At 38.9% G+C, this 23,818-nt stretch carries 21 protein-coding genes and 1 other annotated feature; of the genes, 20 read left to right on the top strand and 1 reads right to left on the bottom strand.

Features of this window, described 5'->3' with window-relative positions; all coding sequences use genetic code 11:
* Positions 1-35: 35 nt before the first annotated feature.
* From AC4BHA_RS08645 to AC4BHA_RS08560, 18 genes are all read left to right on the top strand, one after another.
* Positions 36-2,369, top strand: a complete 2,334-nt coding sequence (locus AC4BHA_RS08645) for a glycosyl hydrolase family 95 catalytic domain-containing protein (protein WP_490558446.1) — start codon at positions 36-38, stop codon at positions 2,367-2,369.
* 13 nt (positions 2,370-2,382) lie between these two features.
* The gene (locus tag AC4BHA_RS08640) at positions 2,383-3,108 is read left to right on the top strand and encodes a YesL family protein (RefSeq protein ID WP_066108846.1); all 726 of its coding nucleotides are present in this window, start codon (positions 2,383-2,385) and stop codon (positions 3,106-3,108) included.
* Positions 3,109-3,183: 75 nt separating this feature from the next.
* Entirely contained in the window at positions 3,184-5,979 is a 2,796-nt protein-coding gene (locus AC4BHA_RS08635; RefSeq protein WP_490558478.1) for a glycoside hydrolase family 3 C-terminal domain-containing protein, read from the top strand.
* A gap of 244 nt (positions 5,980-6,223) precedes the next feature.
* Positions 6,224-8,014, top strand: coding sequence for a sensor histidine kinase (locus tag AC4BHA_RS08630; RefSeq protein ID WP_066108840.1), 1,791 nt, complete (start codon positions 6,224-6,226; stop codon positions 8,012-8,014).
* Positions 8,007-9,533, top strand: coding sequence for a response regulator transcription factor (locus tag AC4BHA_RS08625; protein ID WP_490558445.1), 1,527 nt, complete (start codon positions 8,007-8,009; stop codon positions 9,531-9,533). Before AC4BHA_RS08630 ends, AC4BHA_RS08625 begins: the two co-directional genes overlap by 8 nt.
* A 201-nt stretch (positions 9,534-9,734) precedes the next feature.
* Positions 9,735-10,667 (top strand): ABC transporter permease, encoded by a 933-nt coding sequence (locus AC4BHA_RS08620; protein WP_225983735.1) that lies wholly within the window; start codon positions 9,735-9,737, stop codon positions 10,665-10,667.
* Positions 10,668-10,679: 12 nt separating this feature from the next.
* Positions 10,680-11,594 carry a carbohydrate ABC transporter permease gene (locus tag AC4BHA_RS08615; protein ID WP_066108832.1) on the top strand — a complete coding sequence of 305 codons (915 nt, stop codon included), beginning with the start codon at positions 10,680-10,682 and terminating at the stop codon, positions 11,592-11,594.
* 56 nt (positions 11,595-11,650) lie between these two features.
* The gene (locus tag AC4BHA_RS08610; RefSeq protein ID WP_490558444.1) at positions 11,651-13,309 is read left to right on the top strand and encodes an ABC transporter substrate-binding protein; all 1,659 of its coding nucleotides are present in this window, start codon (positions 11,651-11,653) and stop codon (positions 13,307-13,309) included.
* A 111-nt stretch (positions 13,310-13,420) separates the two neighbouring features.
* Positions 13,421-14,200 (top strand): sugar phosphate isomerase/epimerase family protein, encoded by a 780-nt coding sequence (locus AC4BHA_RS08605; RefSeq protein ID WP_490558443.1) that lies wholly within the window; start codon positions 13,421-13,423, stop codon positions 14,198-14,200.
* A gap of 6 nt (positions 14,201-14,206) precedes the next feature.
* Positions 14,207-15,283 carry a Gfo/Idh/MocA family protein gene (locus AC4BHA_RS08600; protein ID WP_490558442.1) on the top strand — a complete coding sequence of 359 codons (1,077 nt, stop codon included), beginning with the start codon at positions 14,207-14,209 and terminating at the stop codon, positions 15,281-15,283.
* A 30-nt stretch (positions 15,284-15,313) separates the two neighbouring features.
* Positions 15,314-16,357 carry a Gfo/Idh/MocA family protein gene (locus AC4BHA_RS08595; protein ID WP_066108822.1) on the top strand — a complete coding sequence of 348 codons (1,044 nt, stop codon included), beginning with the start codon at positions 15,314-15,316 and terminating at the stop codon, positions 16,355-16,357.
* Positions 16,357-17,325, top strand: coding sequence for a sugar phosphate isomerase/epimerase family protein (locus AC4BHA_RS08590; protein WP_066108818.1), 969 nt, complete (start codon positions 16,357-16,359; stop codon positions 17,323-17,325). Before AC4BHA_RS08595 ends, AC4BHA_RS08590 begins: the two co-directional genes overlap by 1 nt.
* 272 nt (positions 17,326-17,597) lie before the next feature.
* Positions 17,598-17,730, top strand: a sequence feature (ribosomal protein L20 leader region).
* 48 nt (positions 17,731-17,778) lie between these two features.
* The gene (infC, locus tag AC4BHA_RS08585) at positions 17,779-18,300 is read left to right on the top strand and encodes a translation initiation factor IF-3 (protein ID WP_077248178.1); all 522 of its coding nucleotides are present in this window, start codon (positions 17,779-17,781) and stop codon (positions 18,298-18,300) included.
* A gap of 22 nt (positions 18,301-18,322) precedes the next feature.
* Positions 18,323-18,523 carry a 50S ribosomal protein L35 gene (gene rpmI, locus AC4BHA_RS08580; protein ID WP_049669916.1) on the top strand — a complete coding sequence of 67 codons (201 nt, stop codon included), beginning with the start codon at positions 18,323-18,325 and terminating at the stop codon, positions 18,521-18,523.
* A 32-nt stretch (positions 18,524-18,555) separates the two neighbouring features.
* Entirely contained in the window at positions 18,556-18,915 is a 360-nt protein-coding gene (rplT, locus tag AC4BHA_RS08575; protein ID WP_066108802.1) for a 50S ribosomal protein L20, read from the top strand.
* Positions 18,916-18,974: 59 nt separating this feature from the next.
* Entirely contained in the window at positions 18,975-19,250 is a 276-nt protein-coding gene (locus tag AC4BHA_RS08570) for a DUF1294 domain-containing protein (protein WP_490558441.1), read from the top strand.
* A gap of 72 nt (positions 19,251-19,322) precedes the next feature.
* Entirely contained in the window at positions 19,323-19,892 is a 570-nt protein-coding gene (locus AC4BHA_RS08565; protein ID WP_066108799.1) for a VTT domain-containing protein, read from the top strand.
* A 281-nt stretch (positions 19,893-20,173) separates the two neighbouring features.
* On the top strand, positions 20,174-21,262 hold the full coding sequence (locus AC4BHA_RS08560; RefSeq protein ID WP_066108797.1) for a M42 family metallopeptidase: 1,089 nt from the start codon (positions 20,174-20,176) through the stop codon (positions 21,260-21,262).
* Positions 21,263-21,308: 46 nt separating this feature from the next.
* Here AC4BHA_RS08560 and sspI read toward each other — a convergent pair whose 3' ends face one another.
* Positions 21,309-21,518: a small acid-soluble spore protein SspI gene (gene sspI / locus AC4BHA_RS08555; protein ID WP_066108794.1), complete on the bottom strand. Its 210-nt coding sequence runs from the start codon at positions 21,516-21,518 to the stop codon at positions 21,309-21,311.
* A gap of 128 nt (positions 21,519-21,646) precedes the next feature.
* Here sspI and AC4BHA_RS08550 point away from each other — a divergent pair, with 128 nt between their 5' ends.
* Positions 21,647-22,378 carry a TrmH family RNA methyltransferase gene (locus AC4BHA_RS08550; RefSeq protein ID WP_490551629.1) on the top strand — a complete coding sequence of 244 codons (732 nt, stop codon included), beginning with the start codon at positions 21,647-21,649 and terminating at the stop codon, positions 22,376-22,378.
* A 381-nt stretch (positions 22,379-22,759) separates the two neighbouring features.
* Complete coding sequence (pheS, locus tag AC4BHA_RS08545; RefSeq protein WP_066108785.1) at positions 22,760-23,797, top strand: phenylalanine--tRNA ligase subunit alpha; 1,038 nt, start codon at positions 22,760-22,762, stop codon at positions 23,795-23,797.
* The last annotated feature ends 21 nt before the right edge of the window (positions 23,798-23,818 follow it).

The following is a 23,818-nucleotide window of genomic DNA, read 5'->3' as shown; positions in this document are numbered from 1 at the left end:
CTGTCCTCTTCTTAGTAAGAATGGGGTGAAGGAAAGTGGGAAGTGAACCATTGAGAGGCTTCAGCAGGCATTGGACATATAGCGATAAGCCTGCTGATAAATGGGAATTTGCGAATGTATGTGGAAATGGAGAGCTGGGAGCCATACATTATGGGCAGCCACACAAAGAAACGATTATTGTGAACCATGCGGAATTATTTCTTCCAACCGGCTCGCCACAGACCATGCCAGATATGTCCTTTTATTTAGAAGATGTGAGAAGAATCAGCAAGAGTGATGGTTATAGAGCATCCCATCAATTCTTTATTGAAAAAGGGGAAGAACTGGGACATACAATCGTGGACACAGACCCATTCCATCCTGGATTCTTTCTAAATATTGAACAAAGCCAAACGGAAGGATTGCGTGAATACTGCCGTTATACAGATTTTGAAAAGGGAGAGATTGGTTCTTCATGGGAGAATGATGGAAATAGGTTTCAGCGCCGCCTTTTTTCCTCAAGAACCGATCAGCTTATAGCATTAAGTATTAAAATGGATGAACATCTGCCGTTAACTTGTTTAACCATAGATGAAAACAATCATCCTTTAATAAAGTCTAGATATGAATGCCTCTCTAATGACGTGTTAGTTGGAACTCATGATTACGTACATGGAAAAGGCGGATACTATACCTTTGTGCACATAAAAAATTGTGATGGATCGATACAGTGCACGCCTACTTCAATTGAAGCAAGGAATGCCAGTAAGTTACTGATATTAATGAAAATTATTCCATTCGCCGAACACAATGAAGATATGGTGAGAGAGGTATCGTCCTTATTTTCCGGTTTTTCCGATACATATGAAGCATTATTCGATTCCCATCAAGTAAAACACTCAGAAGTCTTTAACCGTGTCTCCTTAAATTTAAATGGCGGAGAAAAAAGAGGCTGGAGTACCGATCAACTACTGGCGGATGTTAAGGAAACTTCCAGTGTACCACCGGCATTATTAGAGAGATTATTTGATGCAGGAAGATATATGTTTATCTGCAGTGCCGGTGTACGTCCGCCAAATCTTCAGGGGATATGGACGGGAACATGGGAGCCTTCCTGGTCATCTGATTATACGTTAGATACTAATTTGCAATTGGCCATGGCTTCTGTTTTTAGCTGTAATATGCTTGAAGGCATTCACCCATATACAGCCCTGCTCGATTCTTATATGGAAGATTTTCGTTATAATGCCAGGATGCTCTTTGGATGTAGAGGCATTCTCTCAGGTGTTCGGGCTTCAAGCCATGGAAGGCATTTGCACTGGGGAGAATCTTTCTGGGGAGATCGAGAATGCGATACGTTTTTTGGCGCTTTTTGGACGTGCGGGGGAGGATGGCTTGCTCATTGGCTGTATGACTATTATTTGTATACTGGAAATCAGCAGTTCCTACGAGAACATGCATTACCGTTTATGTTAGAAATCATAGCCTTTTATGAGGACTTTTTATATGAGGAAGAAGGAATATATGTCTTTAATCCCTCTTATTCCGCTGAAAATGGAATCGCGTTTAATAGTACTCAGGATATTGCCGTAGCGAAAGAGGTTTTAAATCATACAATCGAGGCTTGCAGGGAGCTTGGAATTTATCAAGAATCTATACATCATTGGCAGCAAATGATAGAAAAAATGCCGCCGTACCTGATTAATGAGGATGGGGCATTGAAGGAGTGGGCTGTATGGGATCATGATGATAACTATAACCATCGGCATTTTTCTCACCTATATCCGCTTTTTCAAAGCTATGAATTTTCCGATACCGAGACTCCTGAACTTTGGGAGGCATCCAAACGGGCATTGGAGCTAAAAATGGAACATTGGCTATATAACCCTGACACCGATACTTCGTCTCATGGCCGTATGCATGCAGGATTATCGGCTGCCAGATTAGGAATGGGAGATGTTGTGATTGATATTATCCGGATGATGGCAGCTGGCGGAGCTATCTATCCTAGTTTAATGACAGCTCATTATGACCATTTTAATGTGTTTAATGTTGATGCAAATGGATGTATTCCTGAGCTTCTGGTAAATCTCCTGGTTTTTTCATTGCCTGGGAAACTTGAATTGCTGCCAGCTATCCCTAAGAACTTAACAAAGGGAGCAGTCGAGGGCATTTTATGTCGTAAACGAATGAAGATATCGACTATGGAGTGGGATTTAGAAGAAGGAATTCTTTCCTGTACCTTACTTTCAGATATAAATCAGGAAATCTCTCTTTCAATTGAAGAAGAAAAAGGAAATTGGTTTTTAAACAATAATCAAAGAGATACATGGAAAATAAATTTAAAAGCAGGAGAAAATACTACACTTACATTTAAACAAAAGGAATAAGGAGGGACGGGTAATGAATTCAGGAGTTTTGGGTGGGACATATCGAGTATGCTTATGGGTTGTCAGACTGGCTTGGTCAAATATCATATGGATTTTCTTAAATCTTCCTGTTTTATATTTTTGTTTAAGCTTATTGAATGCTGAATATTTAAATATCACGTATATTCTTCTTTTAATCATGGGGTTAGTGCCAATTTTCTCTTTCCCTTCCACTGTCGCTTTGTTTGGAGTTGTACGGAAATGGGTGATGGGAGAAAGCGATATTCCGATTGCCACTTCCTTTCTTCGTTATTATAAGGAAAACTATTTCAGGAGTTTCATAGGGGGAATCGTGTTTACCCTTATGTGGGCTGGCTGGATTATGAATTATATTAGTTTTGTCAGTCAACAGTCCGTTATATTTCTTGTTCTCTATGCTTTTTTTACGATGATTCTCCTAACATGGACTTTATATTTTTGCTGCTATACCGTTCATATTCACGATCGGCTCTTACAATCTATCAAAAATTCTTTCATCATGTCCGTTGGACGACCGATTTCAACCCTTGGGGTAGTCATGGTCACTGCGATATTAATTTATATTAGCATTGGTTTTACGTTTTTATGGCCATTCTTTACCGGAACGATATTGGCGTTTTTATCCTTTAGCTTTTTCTATCGGATTATTGAGAAAACCATACACTATCAAAATCAAACTAGAGATAGTGGCTTAGACACAATAGAAGAAAAAACAACCTAAATAAAGGCTGGGCTTTTAATCGATTATTTGTTTTTGATAAGAAAAAGAATCTGTTGATGGGAGTTGGAGTTGAAGATGAAGACGGAATATACATATCTCTTTCAGAATATAAAAGCTTTACTAGAGGACAGGGTGAAAGATCTGGTGTCTCAGCTGACATTGGAAGAAAAAATTAATCAAATGTGTCAGTACCAAGATGCTGTTCCGAGATTGGGAATAAAAAAATATAAGCATGGAACAGAAGGAGCTCATGGTATTGCTTGGCTGGGGGAAGCTACCGTGTTCCCGCAAAATATCGGCTTGGCCTGTACATGGAATGTAAATCTAATGAAGGAAATTGGCTCTGTCATTGGAGATGAGGCGAGAATTTTTTATCAAAAGGATCCAGAACATAATGGATTAACAATTTGGTCTCCAACGGTTGATATGGAAAGGGATCCAAGATGGGGTAGAACCGAAGAGGCCTATGGGGAAGATCCTTGCTTAACTGGTAAACTGACAACAGAATTAATCAAGGGTATGCAGGGGGAACATCTATTTTATTTGAAGACAGCCGCTACATTAAAGCATTTTCTGGGAAATAATAACGAGGTTAACCGTGGAGAGTGCTCAGTCAGTCTCGATCCCCGTAATTTAAATGAATATTATCTGAAAGCTTTTGAAAGGCAAATTAAAGAAGGAAAAGCACAATCGATCATGACTGCCTATAATGCTGTTAATGGAACTTTATGTAATATGAATCCTGATGTTAACGAGATTATAAAAAAGGAATGGGGAATGGATGGCTTTGTTGTAAGTGATGCTGGAGATGTACTTGGTTCAGTTAATGAGCATCACTATGTTGAATCCTATTCAAAGGCGGTTGCATACTCCATTAAAAATGGAATTGACAATATCACAGATGATAAGGACATAACGGTACGAGCCATCCGTGATGCTTTGGAACAGGAATATCTATTGGAAGAAGATTTGGATAAGGCTCTTTGCAACACCTTTAGGGTGAGATTTCGTCTTGGTGAGTTTGATTCTGATGGGGAGAATCCTTATTCATATGTTTCTGCAGAAAAATTAGCCAGTAAGGAGCATTATGAGCTATCTTTGAAGGCTGCCCGGGAATCTATTGTATTGCTTAAAAATAATGGAATCCTTCCATTGAAAAATAAAAAGGTTGCCGTAATCGGTCCTTTGGCAGATGAAGTGTTAACCGATTGGTACAGCGGTACACCACCTTATTCAATCACACCGCTTGAAGGTATCAAGGGAAAAATCGGTGAAACAATTCCCTACGCTGATGGAAGCAATCGCATAAGGCTCAGTATTACGGAAAGCGGAAAATCGATAGGGGTTAACCCTGATACCGGCTTCTTGCTTGCAAGTGAGAATGAAGGAGATGTATTGATTCATACGGACTGGGGATGGGGGAGTGAGACGCTTCGCTCTGAGAAAAATGGCAAATTCATTACCGTAGATGACGATCTTCATTTAAAGGCTACCGCTGATGAAGCAAAAGGGTGGTTTGTAAAAGAAGTATTTACTTTTTCTCAAAAGGAAGAAAGCATGGAGATTCTTTCCTGGGATAACCAGCCTATCCAATTGTCTGATGATGGATCCATTATTCAGGCCGAAGGTATGCCTGCCGCATTGTTCTCCTATAACATAACCGAGGATGGTATCCAAAAAGCTGTGGAAGAGACAAGCAAAGCAGATACAGCTATCATTTTTGCTGGTAATAATCCTTTTATAAATGGAAAGGAATGCATTGATCGTCCGGATTTGACATTGCCGCCTGCTCAGGAAAGGCTCATCCAAGAAGTACTTAAGGTTAATTCAAATACCGTCGTTGTTATTGTTGGAAGCTATCCTTATGCTGTTAACTGGGTTAATGAACATGTACCTGCCATTATATATACATCTCATGCAGGACCGGAACTAGGCCGCGCAATAGCTGATGTGTTGTTTGGGGATTACAATCCAGCGGGACGTTTACCAATGACATGGTATCAATCTGTCAACCAGCTGCCTGAAATTATGGATTATGACATTATAAAAGGAAAGCGTACCTATCAGTATTTTGATGGGGAAGTATTGTACCCTTTTGGACATGGATTATCTTATTCACAGTTCGAATATAAAAATTTGGAACTATCGAAAGAAAGTGTAACGAAAGAAGAAGTTTTACATGTGACGGCAGAGATCAGCAATAGAAGTGATCTGGATGGTGATGAAGTGGTCCAGTTGTATGTGCGATGTAATCAGTCTAAAGTAATTCGGCCTATTAAAACGTTAAGGGACTTTGAACGGGTGCATATTAAAGGCGGAGAGACTAAAAAAATAATCTTATCAATAGAGGTAAAGGATCTGGCATACTGGGATGTGGCAGAAGAACGTTTTCTATTGGAGGATGGAACATATACAGTCATGCTGGGCAGTTCATCCAAAGCTATTCAGTTGGAAAAAACAGTTGAAATAACAGGAGAAACCCGTACAGAAAGAACATTGAAGGGCAAAGTAAACTCTGTTCATTATGATGATTATTACTCAGTCAAAATGGTTGAGTGCTTAGAAGGACGGCATGCAATTCAAAGTATTGGCTTTAGTGGTTGGATTATGTATAAAGACGTTAAAATAAAAGCAAATAACAGAATGATGAAAATACGGTTGGCCAATGGCGGAAAGCAAACCGATATTGAAGTGAGGACATGTAAGCCGAATGGAAAGCTTTTATGTACCCTTCAGGTTCCAAGTACAGGTGGGTATCAAGCTTGGACTACAGTGGAAAAATCATTCATGGACATCGAAGAGGACAAGGTAGAAGATATCTATCTCTTATTTAAAGATGAAGTGGCTATTCATTGGTTAACAATAGAGTAATAGGAGAAAAAAACACTATAGTCAAATATAGTGTTTTTTTACGTTTATCGATAATTGGTATAGAGTGAGCATATGGATAAATATAAAATAAATAGGAGTTATTACCATGAGGTTTTGCATAATCACTAATTATGACATGAAAAATCATAAAAAATATACCACTTTATTTGGAAAATTCTTTAAAAAATCTCATGTATAATATATTTATATATGTAAGCGCTTACTATTTGTTGGAGGTTCGTTGATGATAGCGTATATTACTCGCAAATTAAATAATATGAAATTAAGAGATAAGTTGATTATATCCCTGGTTATTCTGGTAGCGATTCCGATTAGTATAGTTGGTCTATATTTAACTCAGCAATTGCGAAATGGAGCTATTGAAGACGCCATCAGTGAATCGAAAATGAATATGGAACGAATGAAAAAGAGAACGGCTGAGGTTTTAAAAGTACCAATCTATATATCTGACAACCTTCAGTTTGATCAGCAGCTGGATACGGTCGCAAATACCTCTTATGATTCGCGTTATCAGGTTGTAGAAGCCTATGAAAATTATAAGCTATTTACATATTACCTTGAATACTATAATGAAATCTCGACAATTCGATTTTTCATGGATAATCCAACGATGTTAAATAATTGGGAATTTATACCTATTGATGAAGAGGTAAAAAAAGAAGAATGGTATCAGGAAACAACGAAAAATCCTGATTTAATGAGATGGTATTACGTCAATGATTCAACTAAGGATAATGGGCCCTATTTATCACTTGTGAGACGTATTAATTTTCTTAAGACTAATACATACGGGGCGCTTGTTATAACAGTGAATACTTCAGAGTTGGAATGGATATTGAATCAGGAGACCCTGAGGGCAATGATTGTTGATGAGGAGAATAATATTGTAGCCTCCAATCAGAAAAAGCATATGGGACAAAAGCTTTCCAGTGTCATCCCTTCATTAGAAAAGGTAAGTGAAGAGGATGGATTCAAAGTTTATGAAGGTAAATTAAATGGCAAAAAATCTGTGGTTATGGAGGATTCCTTACTGGAACAAAGTCAAGATCATTTACGGATTATATCAGTTATGACAGAAGACCAAATGATGAAAGATGCCAATAACATCAGTATGATGGGTTTTTTTGTTACCCTGCTTGGATTTACATTAGCTGGCGTATTAATTTCGATTGTATCAATCCTTTATTCTAAGCGGGTTTCTAAATTGAGCAAGCAAATAGATTTGGTTTCAGCCGGTGATTTATCAAGCATGATTGAAGTGGATGGGGAAGATGAAATTGGTACATTATCCAAGCAATTTAATCGAATGGTGGCAAATCTGCGAGAGCTCATTGCCAAGGTGGAGGAAACGAATAGGCAGAAAAGTCTGTTGGAAATTAGGCAAAATGAAATCAAAATTAAAATGATGGCCAGCCAGATAAACCCGCATTTTTTATTTAACACATTAGAGTCTATTCGGATGAAAGCCCATATGGAGGGAGCGAAGGATGTGGCGAATGTTGTAAAAATGCTTGGCAGAATGATGCGCCACAGCTTGGAGATTCAGGGTCAAAAAATTCCTCTGTCAAAAGAATTGGAAATGGTGAATCTCTATTTGCAAATACAGAAATTCCGCTATCAGGACAGGTTGGAATATGAGCTGGATATAGAAGAAGAAGCTTTGACCGTGCTGATTCAGCCATTAATCATTCAGCCCTTGGTTGAAAATGCTGTTATTCATGGATTCGATTTATTAGATAACGGTGGAAAAGTGTGGGTGACAATCGAGAAAAAAGAGTGTGATTTAGAAATCATCGTTTCTGATAATGGGATTGGTATTTCGGAACAGAGGTTAATGGATATTCTTCAATCCATTAACCATCAAGAAGAGGGGAAACATATAGGGCTGAGGAATGTCCATCAAAGGATGGTGCTCATTTATGGAGAAGAATATGGTCTTTCTATTCAAAGTGAGCTTAATAAAGGAACCGTTATACAATTTAGAATTCCAATAGGGAGAGATAGCCATGTTTAATGTATTGATTGTTGACGATGAACCTATGATTCGTGAAGGCTTAAAAACTCTGATCAATTGGGAGGAATATGGTTTTCGAATCATTGCATTGGCTAGAAATGGAAAGGAAGGCTATGAGGAATACTGCCGGTGTAAACCCGATTTAATGATTGTAGATATTCGTATGCCAGAGATGGATGGTATTTCCCTTATTGAGTTAATACGTGCAGAGGATAATGATATTTCTTTTATTGTTCTGAGTGGCTATTCAGATTTTGCTTATGCCAAAAGGGCAATCAAAGCAAAAACAGCGGGTTATTTGCTTAAGCCAATTGACGAGGAGGAGTTGATTCAGTACCTGATTGACTTGCGTCAAAATATTGAGGAAAGGAAACAATGGTCCAGTTTGATTCAGGCTGAGTACTGTCACGAAAGGGATGAATTTCTCGCTTCCTTATGTCTGAATGATTTTAAAGAAATGGCTAATGTTCAAGAAAATCTTCATAAGTTTGAATTGGAGGATAGCGGATGTCAAATTTTATTAATTCAGTGCTATGAGAATGGGCAGAAAAAAATAAAATCAGAGTTAGTATCCTTCTTCGAGGATTGTAAAAAGGGCGTTGTTTTTACGATAAATGGGTATGCAGCTGTTTATTTGAGATCAGATTATTCATTTATTTCTCGGACTGACATGATCAAGCAAAAATTAATGAAACAGATTCATCCGTTTTGTAAAAGTATTGCATTGGGAGAATTTATGCCGAGTGTATACGGTATACAGGAATCCTATCAAACAGCACTTACCTTGATTAAACATCAATTTTATTTTGAAAAAGGACAAATATTAACAAAGAGCCATAGAAAAGAGTTGGATAGCGCCCATGGGATTTTAAAAGAAGAACTACTGCTAGATGAATATTTAAACCGCCTTTATTATGCGATAGATGTTGTTAATATTGATACTTGCAGAACTGTTATAGATGAACTTGGAAGAGAAATGATGCATCGAGATTTTTCGGAACAGCAAATAAAGAAACAGTTTATTTACATCTATACCCATACAATGAATAAGCTGTTGCAATTAAATTCTTCCATTGGTTTAGATTCAATGAAGGTTAATGATTGTGCCACTGATATTTATAAAATCGAAACTATGTCTGACTTAATCGAATATATTTTTCAACAGTTTGAGTCTATTATAAAAAGAATTGATAATGGGTTGACCGGTACACAAATGAAGAAAATGATTGATTTAATTCATAAGAATTATAATCAAAATCTCCGGTTGGAAAGTCTTGCTGGGGTATTCAATTATAATAGTGCCTATCTTGGAAAATTATTTAAAAATTATACCGGTGAATATTTTAATACGTATTTAGATAAGGTCCGTATTGAAAATGGAAAAATATTATTACAAAAAGGTTTAAAGGTTTATGAGGTTGCCGAAAAAATTGGGTATGCCGATGTTGATTATTTTCATAGAAAGTTCAAAAATTATGAAGGGATCTCACCTTCTGCCTACCGAAATCATACTGGGTAATAGTACCTTGCCAAAGCTATGTTGATGAATGCTTTGGCTTTTTTATTTTACCTTGCATATATATGAACTGCATATCTAAAATTTTCACCTGATTTTCTCCTAAATCTGTATGGTATTACCACCTTTTTGATTCGGTTATCATTAATGTAAGAAAAGGGGGAGGTATCAATGCAGACGGCAGAAAAGAAAGCGCATACAATTATGAAGGCAGCTCCTACAAGAACGCAAAGAATGTGGACGTCAATAAAAAATCAAAAGTATTTGTACCTTATGTCATTGCCATTTGTTGCGTGGGTGTTTGTTTTTAACTATATCCCTTTATGGGGTTGGACAATGGCTTTTCAAAATTTCAAGCCAGCCAGATCATTTATGGAACAGGAATGGGTGGGATTTGACCACTTTATTGCACTCTTTCAGGACGAGAGGTTTTTTCTTGCTTTACGTAATACGCTTGCAATGAGCTTAATGGGTCTGATACTTGGATTTGTTATCCCTATTATATTTGCCATTTGTATTAATGAAATACGTAAGAAGGCATTTAAACAAACGATCCAAACTGTATCATACCTTCCTCACTTTGTTTCTTGGGTTGTAGTAGCAGGGATTGTAACAAAAATGCTTTCGGTCGATGGGGGAGCCATCAATCAGTTGTTGACTACAACAGGTATTTTGGATGAACCCTATCAATTTATGACACAGGGAAATTTATTCTGGATCATTGTTACATTATCCGACCTTTGGAAAGAGATGGGCTGGAACTCAATCATCTTTTTAGCGGCCATGGCTGGAATTGACACTCAATTATATGAAGCAGCAAAGGTGGATGGAGCAAGCCGTTTGAGGCAAATATGGCATATTACCTTACCTGGTATTCGGCCGACCATCTTGGTTGTTTTGATTTTATCGATTGGTCATTTGATTTCCATTGGCTTCGAAAAACAATTCTTGCTGGGTAATGCTACTGTTGTTGATTATGCAGAGGTTTTAGATTTATATGCCTTAAACTACGGTATTGGTCTTGGAAGATTCTCGTATGGTACGGCAATTGGGATATTCAATTCTTTAGTCAGCATCATTTTATTATTCTTAGCAAATGGCATTTTCAAGAGATTTACAAACCAAAGTGTAATGTAATGGGGTGAGATAGTGAGTAGCAAAGGAGTTAACGTGAGACCCAGCCGGGACGACCGAATATTCGATATTTGTAATTATATCTTTCTAACACTTGTATTCGTCGTTACCCTATATCCATTTTTGAATGTATTGGCTATATCCTTTAATGAGTCGAATGACACGATTCGAGGGGGAATTACGATATTCCCAAGAGAGTTTACGCTGGAAAACTATAAAACTATTTTTCAGTACGATAATTTGGTAACAGGATTTGTTAATTCAACACTTCGTACCATAATCGGGACTGTACTTGGAGTATTATCATCAGCAATGGTGGCTTTTACTTTAAGTCGTGCTGATTTTAGTGGACGTAAATTTGTTTCAACGATCTTGGTTTTAACCTTGTATTTCTCTGGGGGATTAATTCCTGGATATATGCTTATGAGAGATTTAGGCTTAATCGATACATTCTGGGTGTATGTATTGCCTGGTATGGTTAATGCCTTCAATATCATCATTGTTCGGTCCTTTATGGATGGATTGCCATATGCCTTACAGGAATCAGCAAAAATTGATGGCGCTAATGATTTTACTATTTTTTGGAGAATTGTATTGCCGCTGTGTACGCCCGTTTTAGCGACAATTGCTTTATTTGTAGCAGTTGGTCAATGGAATTCCTGGTTTGATACGTATTTATATAATAGTTCAAATGAGAGTTTAACAACCTTGCAATATGAATTAATGAAAATCTTACAAAATACGACTGTTAGTGCCAGTGATCCTAATGCTTATCGGACTTCGAGCGGTGAAGCAGCTGCTTCATCTGTATCACCGGAATCCATCAAAATGGCGATTTCAGTTGTCACTATTGTTCCTATTCTGCTAGTATACCCGTTCCTACAACGCTTTTTTGTACAGGGTATGACATTAGGTGCCGTAAAAAGCTGATTTAAGTTAAAACAGATCATGATCTGTTTGACAATAAATGATAAGGAGAAAAGAGAATGAAAACAAAAACGAAATCAGTACTAATTCTTTTGATGGCCGTTATGTTGGTGATAACTGGTTGTAAGGATGATAGTACTTCGAGTCCGAAGGAAGAGACAACTGGGCCTGTTACTTTTTCTTTATTTAGCGCTGATCCGCATTCTCAATGGGATAAGATGGAAAGTCCAGTGAGCAAAGCAATCAAGGATAAAACAGATGTGACAATTGATCCTGAATTTGATGTAAATGGCGGAGATCAGAAAATCTCGCTTATGATTGCAAGCGGGGAGTATCCGGATTTAATTTTACCAAAAGGGAATGCTGGTAATTTGGTTGATGCAGGAGCTTTTATAGACCTGACAGATTTAATTGAAGAACATGCACCTAATTTAAAGAAAATTTATGGTGATTATTTAAATCGATTGAAATGGAGTAATGAAGATGAAGGGATTTATATCCTTCCAACTGCAGCTGTTGATCAGACGTATTTCGAGCCAGGCACTGGGTTTATGCTCCAGCATGATGTTGTTCAAAAATTAGATTATCCTGAAATCCGCACAGTGGAGGATGTAGAGAAGGCTATTAAGGAATATAAGGCTAAATATCCAACGATTGATGGAAAGCCAACGATAGGTTTATCCCTACTGGCTGATGACTGGCGCATCCAGATATCTACCACAAATCCTGCATTTTATGCAACAGGTGCACCTGATGATGGAGAATTTTATATCGATCCAAAATCACATGAAGCAAAATTACATTATCGCCGGGCTGAAGAAAAAGAATATTTCCGCTGGTTAAACCATATGAATGATATTGATTTATTGGATAAGGAAAGCTTTGTACAAAAATACGACCAATATTTAGCTAAGATTTCTTCTGGCCGTGTTCTTTCCGTAACCGATACGGATTGGCAGATTGGCGATGCAGACCGTGCGCTGCGTGAATCTGGAAAAACAGAGCGTATGTATGGAATGTATCCTGTAACACTTAATGAACAATTCAAACATCATAATTTCCAGGATACTGGCTATCTAGGCGGATGGGGCATCGGGATTACAGTAGATAATGAGGATCCGGTACGTGCCATTAAATTTATCGATTATCTTGCCTCTGAAGAAGGACAGATTCTTCAAAACTGGGGAATTGAAGGGGAGCATTATGAGGTTGTAGATGGTAAACGTGTCATCTCGAAAGAAGAAATGGATCAGCGTAATAGCAATGCCAATTATGTAAAGGAAACTGGTATTGGTGCATTAAAAGGCTTTGCTCCTTATTACGGGGATGGAATAACAGATTCAACTGGACAAGCCTTTTCAATTGCCAGTAGAGAGCAAATCAAAGACGGCTATACTGATGTTGAAAAAGAAGTACTTTCTAATTATGGCGTAGAGATGTGGGCCGATTTGTATCCACAAAAAGAAGATTTCCCTGTAAAAGAATGGGGAGCAGCTTTTAATATGGCGGTCCCTTCAGGTTCTGATACGGAGCTTATCATGCAAAAGTGTCTTGATATCGTGAAAAAACGGATTCCGGAAGCTATTCTGGCAGATCCAGATAACTTTGATAAAGTGTGGGATACCTTTATGAAGGATTTGGAAAAAGCGGATGTCGAACAAGCTGAAAAGGAATATACCAAACTAATAAAAGACCGTATTGAGCTATGGAATAAGTGATATTAAATCATAACTGTCCTCCTGAATCTTTATAGGAGGACAGTGTTTTTAACTATCAGGCTATATAAATGAAAGAATAATAAATTATTTACTGGATTGGAGAGTATTCATATGAATCAGATTCCTATAGCGGTTCAAATGTTCAGTCTGCGAGAAGAGGCGGAAAAAGATTTTGCAGGTACGTTGAAAAAAGTAGCTGAGCTTGGTTTTGACGGTGTTGAGTTAGCTGGCCACGGTAATCTTACTGCCCAGGAAGTGAGGAACCTCTTAGATGAGTATGGCTTAAAAGCAGCAGCCAGCCATATCCCAATCGATGAGCTAGAAAGTGAGCTTGAACGAGTAATTGAAGAGCAAATTATATTAGGTTCAAACTATATTGTATGTCCATATTTAGCAGAAGACCGACGCTATGAAAGAGATTATCTTGCTCTGCCTTCTTTATTAAACGAAATAGGGGAGACATGTAAGAGGAACGGTCTTACATTGTGCTATCACAATCATGATTTTGAGCTAGAGACCCTATCCTATGGACGGAAAGCGCTGGAGGTTATTTTTGATGGTACAGATCCAGATAAGGTTAAAGCGGAGTTTGATGTATATTGGCTAAAAAAGGCAGGGGAAGATCCTATTTCCTGGTTGGATAAATACCGGAATCGGTCTCCTCTCATCCATTTAAAGGACATGACCTTAGATGATGAACAGTTTTTCGCAGAACTGGGCACAGGTGGGGTTGAGATTGAGAAAATTTTAGAAAAGGGCGAGGAGTTAAACGTCGCCTGGTGGATTGTTGAACAGGATGCTACGAGATTAACTCCGTTTAGGAGTATGGAAATTAGTATGAATTATTTAAAAAGCAACCTGCCTGATTATACAACAAATAAAGGGAGATAGGGTTTCATGACTTTACGGGTAGGGATTGTCGGCTGCGGAAATATCAGCAGCATCTATATCGAGAATAGTAATAGATTTACAGACTATCAAGTAGTAGCCTGTGCGGATTTGGATTATACAAAAGCGATTGAAATGGCTCGAAAGTATAATGTTGGAAAACCGTTGGAGCTTGAAGAAATATTTACATCTCCAGATATCGATTTAATTTTAAATTTAACTGTTCCTTATGCTCATTCATCTGTATCTCTAAAAGCTATTCATAACGGTAAGCATGTTTATACTGAAAAACCTCTTTCAATTTCATATAACGAAGGCAAAAGAATACTGGACGCTGCCCGTGAAAAGGGAGTTATAGTAGGGTCGGCTCCTGATACCTTTCTCGGTGGCAGTCTTCAATTAGCTGGAAAATGGATTGAGGAAGGATTGATTGGGCGAATTGTAGGGGCAACAGGCAATATGATGTCCAATGGACCTGAATCCTGGCATCCAAACCCCGACTTTTATTACAAGGCTGGCGGTGGCCCTATGTTTGATATGGGTCCATATTATTTAACGGCATTAATCAGTTTACTGGGCAGTGTGAACAGAGTTACTGGTATAGCTAGAACAACCTATACGGAACGATTGATCACAAATCCGAAGCGGTTTGGAGAGTTTATCCCGGTTGAGGTGCCGACACATGTGACTGGAATACTGGAAATGGCGAGTGGAGTGATTACGACGATTACGACAAGCTTTGATGTAGTGGGAGCTAGAACTCCGTTTCTTGAGATATATGGGGAAAAAGGAACACTTAGCTTGCCTGATCCGAACCAATTTAATCATCCTGTTCTTGTAAAAAGAGATGGAGAGATTGAGTGGACTGAATTGAAGACTATGGGAGATCCATATGACAATCTGCGCGGGATTGGTCTTGCCGACATGGCAAAGGCTCTTCAGAACGGCTATCAGCCCCGTGCTAGCTCTGAAATGGCCTTGCATGTACTTGAAATTATGGAAGGAATACATCGGTCCTCGGAATTAGGGACTCATTATGTAATGGAAAGTAAATGCGAGAAGCCATTTTTACTAGACGCTAATTAAGTTCAATAATTTTAAAATGGAGGAACGTAGATGAATAAAATAAGAGTGGGTGTTATTGGATGTGGAAGTATCGCTAAATTCCGCCACTTACCTGAGTATGCTGCAAATGAGACTTCAGAAATCACTGCCGTATGCGATCTAGTTGAAGAAAGGGCAAAGAAGATGGCTGAGCTTTATGGCAGTGAAGTGTATACCGATTATGATGAAATTATAGCAAGAAACGATATTGATGCTGTCAGTATATGCCTTCCGAATTATTTGCACGCTCCCGTTACAATTGCTGCATTAAAATCTGGTAAACATGTATTATGCGAAAAACCAATGGCAACTTCAAAGCAAGAAGCAGAAGAGATGATTCATGCCGCACGTGAGGCCAGTAAAAAATTGATGATTGCCCATAACCAACGATTTGTTGCATCACATCAGACTGCCAAGGGAATTTTGGATAGCGGTAAATTAGGGAAGATTTATAGTTTTCGTACCGCTTTTGGCCATCCCGGACCAGAAGGCTGGAGTGTGGATGGCAAGGAAAGCTGGTTCTTCAATAAGAAACAAGCATTTATAGGTGCTTTAGGTGATTTAGGCGTACATAAGTCAGATTTACTTCGCTATTTATTTGGAGAGTTTTCAGCAGTAAGTGCTTTTGTTGAAACCAATGCAAAGGATTCTACTGAAGTAGATGACAATGCGGTTGTCCTGCTGCGCACGGATAGCGGAATCATTGGCACTTTAGCGGCGAGCTGGGCTTATGTAGCCGGCGGCGGGGATAATTCAACGGTTATTTATGGAGAAAAGGGTATTCTGCGATTGGAGGATGATCCAGAGCATTCATTAATTGAAGAGTATGTTGATGGACGTGTCATTAAACATAAGTTGGATAAAATTCAGACGAATGAAGATGGTGGGCAAACGTCATCTCATGTGATCAATCATTTCATTCAGTCAATTATCGAGGATAAAGAACCGCTAATTACGGGAGAAGAAGGGAAAAAATCATTGGGTATCATTCTTGGTGCTCTTGAATCAGAGCGGACGAAGAAGACCGTTTCCTTAGCTGAGGGGGAAGGTTTTTAATGAAGATGGGAGTTTTTACAGTATTGTTCTCGAAAATGTCATTTGTAGATATGCTCGATTATGTTAAAGAAGCAGGATTATCCACTGTTGAAATTGGAACCGGAGGGTATCCGGGGAACGCTCATTGTCCGTTGGATGAATTGCTTGAGGATGAACAAAAGAGGAATTCGTATCTTGGAGAAGTCAACTCTAGAGGATTATCGATTAGTGCGTTCAGCTGCCATGGCAATCCACTAACACCGGATAAAAAGTTCGCTGAAGAATCAGATTCCATTTTACGTAAGACAATTCAACTTGCATCCTTGTTGGGAGTACCCGTTGTAAATACATTTTCCGGTACACCGGGAGACAGTGAAGAAGCAAAATATCCAAATTGGCCAACTGTTGCTTGGCCGGCGGAATATGCCGATCTATTAGAATGGCAATGGGAAAATAAGTTGATTCCTTATTGGAAAGAGATCGGGACGTTTGCAGAGCAACATGATGTAAAAATAGGTATTGAATTACATGGGGGGTTCCTTGTTCATACACCTTATACATTATTAAAACTAAGGGAAAGAACCTGTACGGCAATCGGAGCTAATTTTGACCCGAGCCATATGTGGTGGCAGGGAATTGATCCGGTGGCAGCGATTAAGATTCTCGGTAAGGCCGGTGCTATTCATCATTTCCATGCGAAGGATACGTATATCGATCAGGATAATGTAAATATGTATGGATTAACAGATATGCAGCCCTATGGTAATGTGGAATCTAGAGCCTGGACATTCAGAAGTGTTGGATGCGGGCATTCTATTCAAGAATGGAGCGATATGATGAGTGCGCTCCGTATTTACAATTATGATTATGCTGTCAGTATTGAACATGAAGATCCATTAATGTCTATTGAAGAAGGTTTTACTCGAGCGGTTAAGAATTTAAATGGTGTGCTTATTCGCGAAAGACCAAGTGAAATATGGTGGTCGTAATGAATGTACACACTTAAGGTTTGAATTCTGTTGCGAAATCAACCGGATTTGGAATTGTTTTGTTGAATGGCCAAACATGTATCCAATTTTGAAATCTATACAGAATCAATAGTATCTGGATTTTAACTTTCCAATCTTTCTTCAAAAACCTCTTGCCACCAGGTACAATTTTTGATAAAATAACTTTTGTTGTCATTACGAATGAGCTTCTATTGACATTATACAGCGAAACATGTTAAAATGATTTTTAGTGAGCAAATCAAATACGACACATTATAAAGCAGAAGCACCCGCTTCTCACCTGTATAACACTCTTCAGAGAGTAGTTAACTGGTTCAATTGATATAATCAGACGGTATGTCTTTTTATGGGCGGGTGTGCATGCACCGGCCTTTTTTATATGTTTAAAAAGCATGTGAAGTAGTATTTGCTAGAAAATCTTGGAGGTGGCTTATTATTAGCAAACAAGACTTAATCTTAAACGAAGGCATTCGTGCCCGAGAAGTACGTCTAGTTGATCAAAATGGTGAGCAGCTTGGAATTAAATCCCGCAATGAGGCATTAGAAATTGCTACACGCGTGAATTTGGATCTTGTGCTGGTTGCACCGAACGCAAAGCCTCCTGTCGCCCGTATTATGGACTATGGTAAGTTCCGTTTCGAGCAACAGAAGAAGGAAAAAGAAGCTAGAAAAAACCAAAAAACAATTAGTTTAAAAGAGGTTCGTTTAAGCCCAACTATCGACGAGCATGACTTTAATACGAAGCTTCGCAACGCTATTAAGTTCCTTGAAAAAGGAGATAAGGTAAAAGCAAGTATTCGATTTAAAGGACGGGCTATTACCCATAAAGAAATCGGGCAGCGCGTGTTAGTTCGCTTTGCAGAGGAATGTAAAGAAGTGGCTACTGTGGAAACAGCGCCAAAAATGGACGGACGCAGCATGTTCTTGATTTTAGCACCGAAAAACGAAAAGTAATGTTTCGAGGAGGAAATTTCCCATGCCAAAAATGAAAACTCACAGAGGCGCTGCAAAGCGATTCAAAAAAACTGGTTCTGGTAAGCTTAAGCGCAGCCATGCTTACACAAGCCACTTATTCGCTAACAAATCCACTAAAGCAAAACGTAAATTACGTAAAAGTGGAATGGTTAGTTCCGGAGATTTCAAACGCATTCGTCATCTATTAGACAATATCAAGTAATTGAGAACGCTCAATTTTAGGAGGAATTAGATATGCCACGTGTTAAAGGCGGTACAGTGACGCGCAAACGTCGTAAAAAAGTATTAAAGCTAGCTAAAGGTTATTTCGGTTCAAAACATACATTATACAAAGTTGCTAATCAACAAGTAATGAAATCCTTGCAATATGCATTCCGCGATCGTCGTCAAAAGAAACGCGACTTCCGTAAATTATGGATTACTCGTATCAATGCAGCAGCTCGCATCAACGGTCTTTCTTACAGCCGTTTAATGCACGGTTTAAAACTTGCTGGTATTGAAGTTAACCGTAAAATGCTTGCTGAACTTGCAGTTAGCGATGCAGCAGCATTTGCTCAATTAGCTGAAACAGCTAAAAAAGAACTTAATAAATAATAATAGAGGCGCTTCTCAAGTGATTGGGGGCGCCTTTTGTTATGGGAGGAGAGGAGAATATGAAAGAGCTTATCATCGGTTATTTTATACTCATCAATTTAACCTTACTTCTTGTTATGAAACTGGATAAAAACAGAGCTCAACATAATCTATACCGCATAAGCGAGAAAACATTGTGGATTCTGGCTCTTGCTGGAGGAGCTATTGGCGGGACAGCAGGTATGAAGCTATTCAGGCATAAAACAAAGCATAAAGCTTTTGTGGCAGGCTTTCCATTATTAGCAATCGTGGACGTAATCATAGCAGCTATTCTTTTATCAACCATACAGTCATAATTAAGCAAGAGAACATATATTAATAAATAAGCCAAGTTTTAACAACGTAGAAAGGCAAAATGGGGTGTGAGTATGGATTATGATTTTACCATGTTGCTCGCTTTTATTGAGGCAGGTGGTTTTTGGTCACCTCTTGTCTTTGTAGTTTTCCATATAGTAAGGCAATATATTTTTATTCCGGTAGCTGTTGTTTGTATGGCGGGCGGGATTATGTTTGGTGCTGTATTCGGTACGTTATTATCTTTATTAGGTCTCTGGCTATCATCGATTATTTTTTACTTTATGATTATTAAAATGCCGAAATTACAGCATAAGCTTGAAAAGTTGGATGAGCGTACATTGAAGTTCGGAGGAAGAATAAATGTAAAGCAGGCGAGTATCCTAAGGCTTATTCCGTTTATACATTTCCATCTCCTAAATTTTTATTTAATCGGCAACAGCAAAACCTTTACGGATTACGCAAAAGCCGTTTTTTGGTCCAATATTCCCTTGGCATTTTTTTATACGGTATTTGGACATTCGATTGCAAAGTTTTCTCCAACGATGATGCTGATTATCATTTCAGCGCTGATTATCTTGCTCTTTTTCCTTAGAGAAAAGAAGGTCATTATTAAGTGGAGTCAGTTTTTTGGTCATACTTAACATTAGTCTGTTAAACTTATTTGTATAGATAAGTTTTGCAGGCTTTTTTAGATGGTTAATAGAATGAAGTTCTATTCAGTTTACTGAAGACTGGTTAGGATACAGGAGGAATGACCATGTTTAATGGAATGAACCAGTTCCATGGTCAGGCTATATTTAGAAGTGAATATTAACGGAAGTCTTTCGGCTGATTCATAATGGTCTTTCGATTATTTGATAGTAAAGGGAAATAATACATATACTATAAAGAATGATATACATAGTTAAGGAGGCTCTTTTTTATGAAACATCTAGATGATACGCTTTCTATGCTGAAGGAGCTAACAGATGTTAACGGCATTGCAGGTAATGAAGGAGAACCGAGAAAAGTTATGAGAAGGCTGATTGAGCCATATGCTGATAGCCTTTCATTTGATGGAATCGGCAGTTTGATTGCTGAGAAAACAGGAGAAGAAAAAGGACCGCGCATTATGATTGCCGGACACCTTGATGAAGTAGGTTTTATGGTTACCCGGATTGATGACAAAGGATTCCTCTTTTTTCAAACGATTGGGGGCTGGTGGTCACAGGTTATGCTTTCTCAGCGTGTTACAGTAACCACTTCGGGGGGCGAGCAAATTACGGGTTTAATCGGATCTTCACCGCCTCATATCCTTACTCCGGAAGCGAGAAAGAAACCGGCAGATGTCAAAAATATGTTCATTGATATCGGAGCCACAAGCCGGGATGAAGTACTTGAATGGGGAATTCGTCCAGGAGATATGGTAACGCCGTACTCCGAATTTACGGTACTTAAAAACGAAAAAATGTTAATGGCTAAAGCATGGGACAACCGAATTGGTTGTGCGGTGGCAATAGAGGTATTAAAACGCCTAAAAGATGAAAACCATCCGAATACCGTATTTGGCGTAGGAACTGTTCAGGAAGAGGTAGGGCTGCGCGGCGCTAAAACAGCGGCTAATTATGTACAGCCTGATATTGCGATTGCTGTAGATGTTGGAGTGGCAATCGATACACCAGGATTATCTGAAAAAGACGGTTTAACAAAAGCGGGAGACGGTCCGGGACTGGTGTTATATGACGCAAGCCTGGTGACTCATAAAGGCTTGAGGGACTTTATTGTCGGTGTGGCAGAAGAAATGAATATACCTTATCAATTTGATCATATACCTGGCGGCGGAACAGATGCTGGATCATTCCATGTCAGCGGTACGGGTGTACCTTCTATCGCGATTACGATTCCAACTCGTTATATCCATTCTAATGCGGGGATATTAAATCGTGATGATTATGAAAATACGGTTAACCTTATTGTAGAATTGGTTAAACGTCTGAACAGGGAAACGGTGGATAAGATTACGTTTGATTGAATACGAAAAAACGATGATGGAGAATAACTCCGTCATCGTTCTTTTGTTATTTGCTGAGTGCACTTTCTAATAGATGGAGCATCTCGTCCTTCTCGCTTTCAGAGGCTTTTTGCCAAATAAGCTCAAATAATACACCAAGGCCCGGCAGCATTTTTTCTTCACCGCTTTGAATGGCATCTACAATAGTGGCTTCAAGTTCATCCTGGGTATTGCCTGTTACATTATGGATAATGGCATTTCTAAGATTTAAATTCATGGATATTCCCTCCAATTTTGGTCTCATACTTAGTTTTGCTTTTCTTTCCTTTTTCTATGTATTAAATTTGGGATATAATGAAAGAACGTTTGATAAGAAGGTGACTTATATTGAAATATATTGAATCAATGCAAAATGCACGTGTAAAGCAATGGAAGAAACTTTTGACAAAGAAGGACAGGGATAAAAGCGGTCTTTTCCTAGTGGAAGGTTTTCATTTAGTAGAGGAAGCTCTTATGCATGGATTAGTGGAAGAACTGATTGTAAAGGAAGGTACTGATTTACCTTTAAAGTGGGAGCTAGAAGGCATTGATCTGTTTACTGTACATAAAGACATTTTTAAAGCAATCGCGGATACTGACACACCACAGGGAGTTGCAGCGGCTTGCAGAAAGCCAACTTTCCCTGAGTTAGGAGCGGACATTTCAACTGTATTATTAATTGATCGTGTGCAGGATCCAGGGAATATCGGAACAATGATACGTACAGCAGATGCAGCGGGCTTTGATGCCGTTATACTCGGAGACGGGTGCGCAGATGCATACAGTCCAAAGGTAGTTCGCTCTACACAGGGCAGCCTGTTTCATATCCCAACTTTTAAAGGAAGCCTAGAAACTTGGGTGGATAAATTACAACAATCAGGTATGAAGGTTTATGGGACTGCCTTGCAGGGAGCAAAGCCTTATAAGGAGATAAGTAAAGCAGAACGGTTCGCTATACTTGTCGGCAATGAAGGCAGCGGCGTCAGCAAAGAACTGCTAGAACAAACAGATCAAAATGTGTATATTCCTATATACGGAAAAAGTGAATCATTAAATGTGGCAGTAGCTGCCGGCATTTTGATGTATGGCCTTAAATAAAGAGGAAATGAACGTTTGAAACTCGGGGCAATTTAGATTATAATGAGTAAATAAAATTGGATGATGAAAAGCATAGATGGGGACTAAGTAGCTGTTTGACCGCCTTACAGGAAAAAAACGCCTGAGACTGAGAGCGTTTTTATGGAAAAAGGCAAACAAGTGAATTCACCCCCGGAGCTGCAACCGGGACCACAGACAAAACGTTTGTGTAAAGGTTAGCCGGCAGAAATGTCGTTATTGAATGAAGCGAGCGAGCCTATAATGAATAGGAAGCTAACAAGGGTGGTACCGCGATGATAACCTCGTCCCTTTTTGGGGACGGGGTTTTTTGTTGTTTTCATTTATTGGTTTTCATCAAAAATCACATAGGAGGATTTAATTATGCAAGAGAAATTACAAGCATTGCAGCAGGAAGCCTTGGAAAAAGTACAGATTGCTGTTGACCTCAAAGGCTTGAATGATGTCCGTGTTGCGTACCTTGGCAAAAAAGGACCGATCACCGAGGTATTGAGAGGAATGGGCAGTCTTTCAGCAGAAGAACGTCCAAAGGTAGGGGCACTTGCCAATGAAGTAAGAGGTGCGATTGCATCTGCAATTGAAGAAAAGCAGCACGCATTAGAGGAAGAAGCTGTTAATCAAAAATTGGCAAAGGAAAAAATTGACGTCACTCTTCCTGGAGCTCCTGTTAATAAAGGGAACCACCATCCTTTAACAAAAATCACGGAACAATTAGAAGACCTATTCCTTGGAATGGGCTACACAGTGGCTGAAGGTCCGGAAGTGGAACAGGATTACTATAATTTCGAAGCATTGAATCTTCCTAAGAGCCATCCTGCCCGTGATATGCAGGATTCCTTCTACATTACTGAGGAAATCTTAATGCGTACCCATACATCCCCTGTACAAGCTCGTACAATGGAAAAGCATGAAGGGAAGGGACCGGTTAAAATTATCTGTCCTGGTAAGGTGTATCGCCGTGATAATGACGATGCCACACACTCTCACCAATTTATGCAAATTGAAGGTCTTGTAGTGGATGAGAACATTACAATGGCTGACTTAAATGGAACTCTTGAAGTATTTGCGAAAAAATTCTTTGGTGAAGATCGTGAAATTCGCCTTCGTCCAAGCTTTTTCCCATTCACAGAGCCTTCAGTTGAAATGGATATTTCCTGTAAAATTTGCGGTGGAAAAGGCTGTTCAGTTTGTAAACAAACAGGTTGGATCGAAATTCTGGGCGGAGGTATGGTTCACCCGAATGTACTTGAAATGGCAGGATTTGATTCCAAGAAGTACACTGGATTTGCATTTGGTATGGGTGTTGAAAGGATTGCCATGCTGAAATACGGTGTTGACGATATCCGTCATTTCTATACAAATGATGTACGTTTCGGAAGCCAGTTTCATCGTCACGAGTAAGAATTAGAGGGAGGAAATAAG

Source organism: Pradoshia sp. Z3_51 (genome assembly GCF_058215915.1).
This window is presented reverse-complemented; position numbering and strand designations above follow the sequence as displayed.

Bases quoted from the DNA above. Each gene is read 5' to 3' on its own strand.
- AC4BHA_RS08560 (WP_066108797.1), top strand. From the start codon at position 20,174: ATGAAACATCTAGATGATACGCTTTCTATGCTGAAGGAGCTAACAGAT.
- AC4BHA_RS08610 (WP_490558444.1), top strand. From the start codon at position 11,651: ATGAAAACAAAAACGAAATCAGTACTAATTCTTTTGATGGCCGTTATG.
- AC4BHA_RS08625 (WP_490558445.1), top strand. From the start codon at position 8,007: ATGTTTAATGTATTGATTGTTGACGATGAACCTATGATTCGTGAAGGC.
- AC4BHA_RS08590 (WP_066108818.1), top strand. From the start codon at position 16,357: ATGAAGATGGGAGTTTTTACAGTATTGTTCTCGAAAATGTCATTTGTA.
- pheS (WP_066108785.1), top strand. From the start codon at position 22,760: ATGCAAGAGAAATTACAAGCATTGCAGCAGGAAGCCTTGGAAAAAGTA.
- AC4BHA_RS08605 (WP_490558443.1), top strand. From the start codon at position 13,421: ATGAATCAGATTCCTATAGCGGTTCAAATGTTCAGTCTGCGAGAAGAG.
- rplT (WP_066108802.1), top strand. From the start codon at position 18,556: ATGCCACGTGTTAAAGGCGGTACAGTGACGCGCAAACGTCGTAAAAAA.
- sspI (WP_066108794.1), bottom strand. From the start codon at position 21,518: ATGAATTTAAATCTTAGAAATGCCATTATCCATAATGTAACAGGCAAT.
- AC4BHA_RS08635 (WP_490558478.1), top strand. From the start codon at position 3,184: ATGAAGACGGAATATACATATCTCTTTCAGAATATAAAAGCTTTACTA.
- rpmI (WP_049669916.1), top strand. From the start codon at position 18,323: ATGCCAAAAATGAAAACTCACAGAGGCGCTGCAAAGCGATTCAAAAAA.
- AC4BHA_RS08595 (WP_066108822.1), top strand. From the start codon at position 15,314: ATGAATAAAATAAGAGTGGGTGTTATTGGATGTGGAAGTATCGCTAAA.
- AC4BHA_RS08620 (WP_225983735.1), top strand. From the start codon at position 9,735: ATGAAGGCAGCTCCTACAAGAACGCAAAGAATGTGGACGTCAATAAAA.
- AC4BHA_RS08600 (WP_490558442.1), top strand. From the start codon at position 14,207: ATGACTTTACGGGTAGGGATTGTCGGCTGCGGAAATATCAGCAGCATC.
- AC4BHA_RS08550 (WP_490551629.1), top strand. From the start codon at position 21,647: ATGCAAAATGCACGTGTAAAGCAATGGAAGAAACTTTTGACAAAGAAG.
- AC4BHA_RS08640 (WP_066108846.1), top strand. From the start codon at position 2,383: ATGAATTCAGGAGTTTTGGGTGGGACATATCGAGTATGCTTATGGGTT.
- AC4BHA_RS08570 (WP_490558441.1), top strand. From the start codon at position 18,975: ATGAAAGAGCTTATCATCGGTTATTTTATACTCATCAATTTAACCTTA.
- AC4BHA_RS08565 (WP_066108799.1), top strand. From the start codon at position 19,323: ATGGATTATGATTTTACCATGTTGCTCGCTTTTATTGAGGCAGGTGGT.
- AC4BHA_RS08630 (WP_066108840.1), top strand. From the start codon at position 6,224: ATGATAGCGTATATTACTCGCAAATTAAATAATATGAAATTAAGAGAT.